General features: G+C 59.8%; 8 protein-coding genes. 1 reads left to right on the top strand and 7 read right to left on the bottom strand.

Features of this window, described 5'->3' with window-relative positions:
- Positions 1–72 precede the first annotated feature (72 nt).
- A complete protein-coding gene (locus tag ACF8EF_RS17415) occupies positions 73–486 on the bottom strand; it encodes a VOC family protein (protein ID WP_010955354.1) in 414 nt (137 codons plus the stop codon).
- A gap of 60 nt (positions 487–546) precedes the next feature.
- Here ACF8EF_RS17415 and ACF8EF_RS17410 point away from each other — a divergent pair, with 60 nt between their 5' ends.
- Positions 547–849: a putative quinol monooxygenase gene (locus ACF8EF_RS17410; protein ID WP_209963397.1), complete on the top strand. Its 303-nt coding sequence runs from the start codon at positions 547–549 to the stop codon at positions 847–849.
- A 75-nt stretch (positions 850–924) separates the two neighbouring features.
- On the opposite strand, the gene ACF8EF_RS17405 is transcribed toward ACF8EF_RS17410, so the two are convergent.
- The 6 genes from ACF8EF_RS17405 to infB form a co-directional block, all read right to left on the bottom strand.
- Positions 925–1,275, bottom strand: coding sequence for a BON domain-containing protein (locus tag ACF8EF_RS17405; protein ID WP_021784324.1), 351 nt, complete (start codon positions 1,273–1,275; stop codon positions 925–927).
- Between the two features lie 259 nt (positions 1,276–1,534).
- Entirely contained in the window at positions 1,535–3,640 is a 2,106-nt protein-coding gene (pnp, locus tag ACF8EF_RS17400; RefSeq protein ID WP_014859357.1) for a polyribonucleotide nucleotidyltransferase, read from the bottom strand.
- A gap of 250 nt (positions 3,641–3,890) precedes the next feature.
- Positions 3,891–4,160 (bottom strand): 30S ribosomal protein S15, encoded by a 270-nt coding sequence (gene rpsO / locus ACF8EF_RS17395; protein ID WP_003249971.1) that lies wholly within the window; start codon positions 4,158–4,160, stop codon positions 3,891–3,893.
- 147 nt (positions 4,161–4,307) lie between these two features.
- On the bottom strand, positions 4,308–5,225 hold the full coding sequence (gene truB, locus ACF8EF_RS17390) for a tRNA pseudouridine(55) synthase TruB (protein WP_003249968.1): 918 nt from the start codon (positions 5,223–5,225) through the stop codon (positions 4,308–4,310).
- Positions 5,226–5,228: 3 nt separating this feature from the next.
- The gene (gene rbfA / locus ACF8EF_RS17385; RefSeq protein WP_003249967.1) at positions 5,229–5,627 is read right to left on the bottom strand and encodes a 30S ribosome-binding factor RbfA; all 399 of its coding nucleotides are present in this window, start codon (positions 5,625–5,627) and stop codon (positions 5,229–5,231) included.
- A gap of 116 nt (positions 5,628–5,743) precedes the next feature.
- Complete coding sequence (gene infB, locus ACF8EF_RS17380) at positions 5,744–8,272, bottom strand: translation initiation factor IF-2 (RefSeq protein ID WP_176685375.1); 2,529 nt, start codon at positions 8,270–8,272, stop codon at positions 5,744–5,746.
- Positions 8,273–8,282 lie beyond the last annotated feature (10 nt).

The raw sequence follows: 8,282 nt of genomic DNA, 5'->3' as shown, positions 1-8,282 counted from the left end.
GATGGCGCACAACCTCGGACCTGCGCAATACCTATGGGAGCGGGCGTGCTCGCGAAGAGGCCAGCACGGGTTTCAAACCAACCGCTGCCCCGACACTGCCGGGTGATACAGCGGTTGAACCTTGTTCCCAGCCGGGTCCAACAGGTGGAAGCTGCGTGCGCCGTCACCGTGATTGAACGGTCGGTCGAGCAAGGTCACGCCATGAGCCTTGAAGTACTGGTACCAGGCTTCCAACTCCTCCACGCTGTCGACAATGAATCCATAGTGATCCAGGGTCTGTAACCCGTTGGCCGCTCCTGCCCCACGCCCAAGCGACAGGTTGTCGTTACCGCAGGTGAGGTACACCAGGTCCTCATTGGCGCGATTCAGCACTTCCATACCCAGCACATCGACGTAGAAGCGTTCACATTCTTCCAGGTTGGGCACCAGCAGGGCGATGTGGCGCAGGCCATTCAGGCGGCCAGGGCGTGCAGGCAATTCGGACATTGGCGGAGCTCCACTTTTGTATACAATTAATTATTGAATTTAAAACAAAAGGAGCCCTTTGTGTATAGCCTGTTCATCAAGACCCGAGTGAAACCTGGATGCGCCGACGCGTTCCTGAGTGCAATCAAAGTCAATGCCGCAGCTTCCGTGGCGAGTGAGCCAGGCTGCCTGGTGTTCGATGTGTCGCAGGATCGGGTCGACCCGGAGCTGATCTATCTCTACGAAATCTACCGCGATGATGCTGCGTATGAAGCGCATACCCAGACCGCGCACTTTCGCGACAGCCGGCCATTGGTGGAACCGCTGATCCTTGAGCAGGAATGCTTCGAAAGCGATGTGATCGCGCGCAACCCGGTGTATTGAGCGCAAGACAAAGCCCTGGCACGGGCCAGGGCTTTGATGGAGGTGGCCAAATCCATTTGGCCGACGGGACATTCCTTATTCGGCTTTCAGGCCGTCAGACATCACGCTCTTGACGCCTTTGATGTTCTTGGTAATGCGTACCGCTTCTTCTTTCTGCGATTCGGTAACCTTCACGTCAGAAGACAGGGACACAACACCTTGGCTGGTCTCGACTTTGATGTCGCTGCCTGGGATACCTTTTTCAGTCAGCAGGTCAGCTTTGACCTTGGTAGTGATCCAAGTGTCGGAGCCCTCTTGCTTGGCGTTGTCAACGGTGTTGGCCGCCAACATGACTGGAGCCTGGGTTGGCTCAGCGGCGAATGCACCGTTAGCCATGGTCAGGGTCAGAGCGGTAGCAGTAGCGGCAGCAATGGCGAACTTCTTCATGTGGGTCACTCCTGTTTTTCGAAAGGTCTGCGCCGTATGTCCTGGCGGCAGGTATGAAGGTAGTTGCACGGGCTGTGCCAGCTTTGCCACTTCTATTATTTCCTTTTAAATCAATCAGTTAGCAAAAAAACATCACTTCGATGGTCGTGCATTTTGCAATCAGCGCGGTAAACCTGCATGCAAGATGCAAGTCCGCAAAAGGTTCCCGTCGCCCATGAAAAAAGGCCCCGAAGGGCCCTTTCTCTGTAGCGTGTGTCGCTTAAACGCCCGAGGCCTTGGCCGCAGCAACGTCCTTGATCGAAAGCTTGATACGGCCGCGGTTGTCCACGTCCAGTACCAACACTTCGACTTCCTGGCCTTCTTTCAGGATGTCGGTGACTTTCTCGACGCGAGCATCGCTCAGCATGGAGATGTGCACCAGTCCGTCCTTGCCAGGCAGGATGTTGACGAAGGCGCCGAAGTCGACAATGCGCTCAACCTTGCCGACGTAGATCTTGCCGATCTCGGCCTCAGCGGTGATGCCCAGGATGCGCTGCTTGGCAGCATCTGCCGCTTCCTTGGTTTCGCCGAAGATCTTGATGGAGCCGTCGTCTTCGATGTCGATCGAAGCCTTGGTCTCTTCACAGATGGCGCGAATGGTGGCGCCGCCTTTACCGATGACGTCGCGGATCTTGTCCGTGTCGATCTTCATCGCGATCATGGTCGGGGCGTTGGCCGACAGTTCGGTACGCGACTGGCCAATGATCTGGTTCATCTGGCCGAGGATGTTCAGGCGCGCTTCCAGGGCTTGGCCCAGGGCGATTTCCATGATCTCTTCGGTGATGCCGTTGATCTTGATGTCCATCTGCAGCGCGGTGACGCCTTTGGCGGTACCGGCTACCTTGAAGTCCATGTCGCCCAGGTGGTCTTCGTCACCCAGGATGTCAGTCAGGACTGCGAACTTGTCGCCTTCCTTGACCAGGCCCATGGCGATACCGGCAACCGGCGCCTTCATCGGCACACCGGCGTCCATCAGGGCCAGGGATGCACCGCAGACCGAAGCCATGGAGCTGGAGCCGTTGGATTCGGTGATTTCCGAAACCACGCGGATGGTGTACGGGAACACGTCAGCAGCAGGCAGCATGGCCTGAACCGAACGGCGGGCCAGACGGCCGTGGCCGATTTCGCGACGGCCAGCACCGCCCATGCGGCCACACTCACCTACCGAGAACGGTGGGAAGTTGTAGTGCAGCATGAAGGGGTCTTTCTTCTCGCCTTCGAGGGTGTCCAGCAACTGGGCATCACGGGCAGTACCCAGGGTCGCAACGACCAGGGCCTGGGTTTCGCCACGGGTGAACAGTGCCGAACCGTGAGTTTTTGGCAGCACACCCACTTCGATGTTCAGCGGGCGTACAGTCTTGGTGTCGCGGCCGTCGATACGAGGCTTGCCGTTGACGATGTTTTCGCGAACGGTGCGGTATTCGATTTCGCCGAAGATGTCTTTTACTTCGGAAGCCGAAGGCTGGCCTTCTTCACCGGAGAACTTGGCAACCGCCTGGTCACGCAGCTCACCCAGACGCGCGTAGCGGTCGGCCTTGACGGTGATGGTGTAACCCTGCGAAACCGCTTCGCCGAACTCGGCGCGGATAGCATTGAACAGCTCGGTGTTGGCAACGGCAGGTTTCCAGTCCCAAGTCGGCTTGCCAGCTTCGGCAGCCAGCTCTTTGACAGCCTGGATAACAGCCTGGAATTCGTCGTGGGCGAACAGTACGGCACCCAGCATCTGGTCTTCGGTCAGCTCTTGAGCTTCCGACTCAACCATCAGTACAGCATCGGAGGTACCGGCAACGACCATGTCCAGGCTCGAGGCAGCCAGCTGCTCGTAGGTCGGGTTCAGCAGGTAGCCAGTGCTTTCGTGGAAGGCAACGCGGGCAGCGCCGATCGGGCCTTCGAACGGAATACCGGAAATGGCCAGGGCAGCCGAGGTACCGATCATCGCAGCGATGTCCGGATCAGTCTTCTTGCTGGTGGAAACCACGGTGCAGACGACCTGCACTTCGTTCATGAAGCCTTCCGGGAACAGCGGACGGATCGGACGGTCGATCAGGCGCGAGGTCAGCGTCTCTTTCTCGGAAGGACGGCCTTCACGCTTGAAGAAGCCACCTGGGATCTTGCCAGCGGCGTAGGTCTTTTCCTGGTAGTGAACCGACAGCGGGAAGAAACCCTTGCCTGGATCAGCCTGTTTGGCGCCTACCACAGTCACCAGCACGGTGACGTCGTTGTCGACGGTAACCAGCACGGCGCCGGTTGCCTGACGGGCAATACGGCCCGTTTCGAGAGTGACGGTCGATTGACCGAACTGGAAAGTCTTGATTACCGGGTTCACGGTTTCCTACCTTTTTCAGTGGCTCTTGGGGGAACTGGTTTCTTGCGAATTCTTGGGCAGAACGGGGAATCGGCCCCATTGACCGTCCAGATACAACACGAGGCTGGGAGCCTGGCACCAAGCGGAAAAACCGCTCAGCATAGCCAGGCTGCCAACCTCGGAGATACGCGTGGCATGTCCAACGGCAGCGCTGCAAAACAGCCCTGCCGAAGCCTGCGACACCCCACGCACACCACTGACCAGGCCGCTATTAGCGACGCAGGCCCAGGCGACCGATCAGGGCGCTGTAACGAGTGGTGTCTTTGCCCTTCAGGTAATCCAGCAGCTTACGACGCTGGTTGACCATACGGATCAGACCACGACGGGAGTGGTGGTCTTTATCGTTGGCCTTGAAGTGGCCTTGCAGCTTGTTGATGTTGGCGGTCAGCAGAGCAACCTGCACTTCCGGGCTACCGGTATCGCCGGCGGCTTGCTGATATTCGGCAACGATCTGAGCTTTTTCTTCAACGCTGAGGGCCATTTGGCTTCTCCTGATAACGGATCCCGCATGCGGGGTCCAATAGGCCAGGGACAAATCCCTGTATTAATAAAAAAGGTGTGACCGTGCCTACTGACAGCCACCCTTGATGCCGTGGGGCTCGGCAACTGCCTGGCCCCGCGGTTTCGGTCATTCCGACCGAATCAGCCGACGCGGCGCAATGCGCCCGTCTTCGCTCACTTCACCGATACCGATGAAGCGCGCATTGTGATCCTGTACCCGGACCATGCCAAATTGTGGCGCGTCCGGCGCGCGTACCGCCTGCCCATGCAGCCAGTAGAACGCACTGTGTTCCGACAGGCTGACCAACGGCCAGTCCTGCAGCCCGCTGTCCGATGGCATCAGGAAGCGGTCGAGCGCTTCGTTGCCACCTTCGGCATGGGCCTGTTCGAGTTCCTCGAGGGTGACCGTCTGTGCCAGCGCAAAGGGCCCTGCCTGGGTCCTGCGCAGCTCGGCGACATAGGCGCCGCAACCAAGGGCTTCACCGATATCCTCCACCAGCGTGCGGATATAGGTACCTTTGCTGCATCCTACGCTCAGCCGTGCACGGGTGCCTTCGCACTCGAGCAACTCCAAGCGGTTAATAGTAACAGAACGCGCCTCGCGCTCCACTACCTCTCCTGCACGTGCCAGTTTGTACAACGGCTGGCCATCACGCTTGAGCGCCGAGTACATCGGCGGTATCTGGCTGATCGGGCCGCGAAAACGTGGCAGCAGCGCCTCGATGTCGGCGCGACCAACGGTCACGTCGCGGGTCTGCAGCACCTCACCCTCGGCATCGCCGGTGTTGGTAGTCTGCCCCATCTGCATGACGGTTTCGTAGCCCTTGTCGGAATCGAGCAAGTACTGCGAAAACTTGGTCGCTTCACCGAAACACAGCGGCAACACGCCGGTCGCCAGCGGGTCGAGGCTACCGGTATGGCCGGCCTTTTCCGCATTCAGCAGCCAACGCACCTTCTGCAAGGCGGCATTGGAAGTGAAGCCCAGCGGCTTGTCGAGCAGGATGATGCCGCTGACATTGCGGCGGATACGTTTGACCTGGGCCACCGCTTACTCCTTGGTGTCCGACTCGTCGGCATCCTTGTGCAGGCGGTCTTCGGCCACTGCACGCTCGATCAGCGCCGACAGGTGCACACCACGGCTGACACTTTCATCGAAATGGAAGTGCAGCTGCGGCACGCTGCGCAGTTGCATCGAACGCCCCAGGTGCAGACGCAGGAAGCTGGCGGCGCTATTCAATGCCTTGAGCGACTGCTGCACGGCATCCGGGGTTTCCTCGCCCATGACGGTGATGAACACCTTGGCATGGCCCAGGTCACGGCTTACGTCCACGGCGGTGATGGTCACCAGACCGACACGCGGGTCCTTGACTTCGCGACGGATCAGCTCGGCCAGCTCGCGCTGCATCTGATCGCCAATACGTTGGGTACGGCTATATTCTTTGGCCATTCTTGCTACCTGTAACTTAAAGCGGCAAACGCCCGGACAGACGAATGCCTGACCGGGCGCTACCTGAAGAGGTACCGCAAGCCGCCCTGTAGCAGGCGCTTGCGGCTCGCTCGCCCTTAAAGGGTACGAGCCACCTGGACTTTCTCGAAGACTTCGATCTTGTCGCCGACCTTGACGTCGTTGTAGCTCTTGACGCCAATACCGCACTCCATGCCCGAACGGACTTCGGAAGCATCGTCCTTGAAGCGACGCAGCGATTCCAGCTCGCCTTCGAAGATCACAACGTCATCGCGCAGTACGCGGATCGGACGGTTGCGGTACACGGTACCCTCGATGACCATACAGCCAGCGATGGCGCCGAACTTCGGCGAACGGAACACGTCACGTACTTCGGCGACACCCAGGATGTTCTCGCGAACATCGCTGCCGAGCATGCCGGTCAGGGCCTTCTTGACGTCTTCGATGATGTCGTAGATCACGTTGTAGTAACGCATATCCAGACCTTCCTGCTCGACGATCTTGCGCGCACCGGCATCGGCACGCACGTTGAAGCCGAACAGTACTGCATTCGAAGCCAGCGCCAGGTTGGCATCGCTCTCGGTGATACCACCGACGCCACCACCAATCACGCGCACTTGCACTTCGTCGTTGCCCAGGCCGCCGAGCGAACCCTGCAGCGCTTCAAGAGAACCACGCACATCGGTCTTGAGAACGATGTTGAGGGTTTTCTTCTCTTCCTGACCCATGGTCTCGAAGATGTTTTCCAGCTTGCCGGCGTGAGCACGGGCCAGCTTGACCTCGCGGTACTTGCCTTGACGGAACAGGGCAACTTCACGGGCTTTCTTCTCGTCGGCAACCACGGACAGCTCGTCACCGGCTTCCGGAGTACCGTCCAGGCCGAGGATCTCGACCGGGATCGACGGGCCGGCTTCCTTCACAGGCTTGCCGTTCTCGTCGAGCATGGCGCGTACGCGGCCATAGTTGGAACCGCACAGGACCATGTCGCCCTGACGCAGGGTACCGTCCTGAACCAGGATGGTCGCCACCGGGCCACGGCCCTTGTCCAGGCGCGATTCGACGACCACACCACGACCTGGCGCGGTCGGGGTAGCGGTCAGTTCGAGGATCTCGGCCTGCAGCAGCACGGCTTCGAGCAGTTCGTCGACACCGGTACCCATCTTCGCCGAAACCTTGACGAACGGCGTGTCACCACCCCAGTCCTCGGAGGTAACGCCTTCGACGGACAGCTCGTTACGGATGCGATCGAGGTCAGCACCTGGCTTGTCGATCTTGTTCACCGCAACGACCAGCGGAACACCGGCTGCCTTGGCATGCTGAACGGCTTCGCGGGTTTGTGGCATCACACCGTCGTCCGCCGCCACCACCAGGATGACAATGTCGGTCGCCTTGGCACCACGGGCACGCATCTGGGTAAACGCAGCGTGACCTGGGGTATCGAGGAAGGTGACCATGCCGCGGTCGGTTTCCACGTGGTAGGCACCGATGTGCTGGGTAATACCACCGGCTTCGCCAGCGGCAACCTTGGCACGACGGATGTAGTCGAGCAGCGAGGTCTTACCATGGTCAACGTGACCCATGACGGTAACCACCGGCGCACGCGACTCGGTCTGGCCTTCGAACTTCAGCGATTCGGCCAGGGAGTCTTCCAGGGCGGTGTCGCTGACCAGCGTGACCTTGTGGCCCAGCTCTTCGGCGATCAACTGAGCGGTTTCCTGGTCGAGCACCTGGTTGATGGTGACCGGGGTGCCCATCTTGAACATGAACTTGACCACTTCAGCGCCTTTGACGGACATCTGGTTGGCCAGCTCGGAGACCGTGATGGTCTCGCCGATGGTCACGTCACGGATGACAGGGCCGGTCGGGTTCTGGAAGCCATGCTGGTTACGCTTTTTCAGCTTGCTCTTGCCACCACGACCACGACGAGCGCCATCGCTCTCTTCGTCAGTAGTGCGGGGAGCGGCACGCGGAGTCGGCGCTTTTTCCTTCTCCTTGACCTTGACCTTGATCGACACGCGAGGCGCCTCGCCACGACGACGGTCGTCATCACGGGTACGGCTTTCGTTGCGACGGGTCTCGTCTTTCTTGCGCTCGGCAGCACGGGCTGCGGCGTCTTCAGAAGCCGGGGCGTCTGCGACTACCGGGGCCGGAGCAGCGGCAGGAGCCGGCTCTGGCTTGGCGGCAGGCGCAGGGGCGGCTGCAGCGGTACCGGCGGCCTGACGGCGAGCCTGCTCTTCATTGCGCTGGCGAACTTCGGCCTCGACCTTGTCGCGAGCGGCATTTTCAGCCGCACGGCGCTCATCTTGCTCACGCTTCTGCTCAGCCTGGATTTCTTCAGGGCTGCGCTGAACGAAAACTTTCTTCTTGCGTACTTCTACGCTGATGCTTTTGCTACCGGCGACACGCAGGGTGCTGGTGGTTTTGCGCTGCAAGGTAATCTTGCGCGGCTCTTCCGCCTTGCTCTTGTGGCTGCTTTTCAAATGAGTCAGCAGGGTCTGCTTCTCATTGTCGGTCACTACCTGACCGGCGTCGGTGTGCGGCAGACCTGCCTCACGCATCTGCTGCAGCAGGCGCTCTACCGGTGCCTCGACCTCTTGGGCCAGTTCTTTCACCGTGACTTGCGTCATGCACTTCTCT

This window comes from Pseudomonas sp. zjy_15, from assembly GCF_043101865.1.
Taxonomy (GTDB): domain Bacteria; phylum Pseudomonadota; class Gammaproteobacteria; order Pseudomonadales; family Pseudomonadaceae; genus Aquipseudomonas; species Aquipseudomonas putida_Y.
The sequence above is the reverse complement of the archived record's forward strand: the minus strand, read 5'-3'. Positions and strand labels throughout refer to the sequence as shown.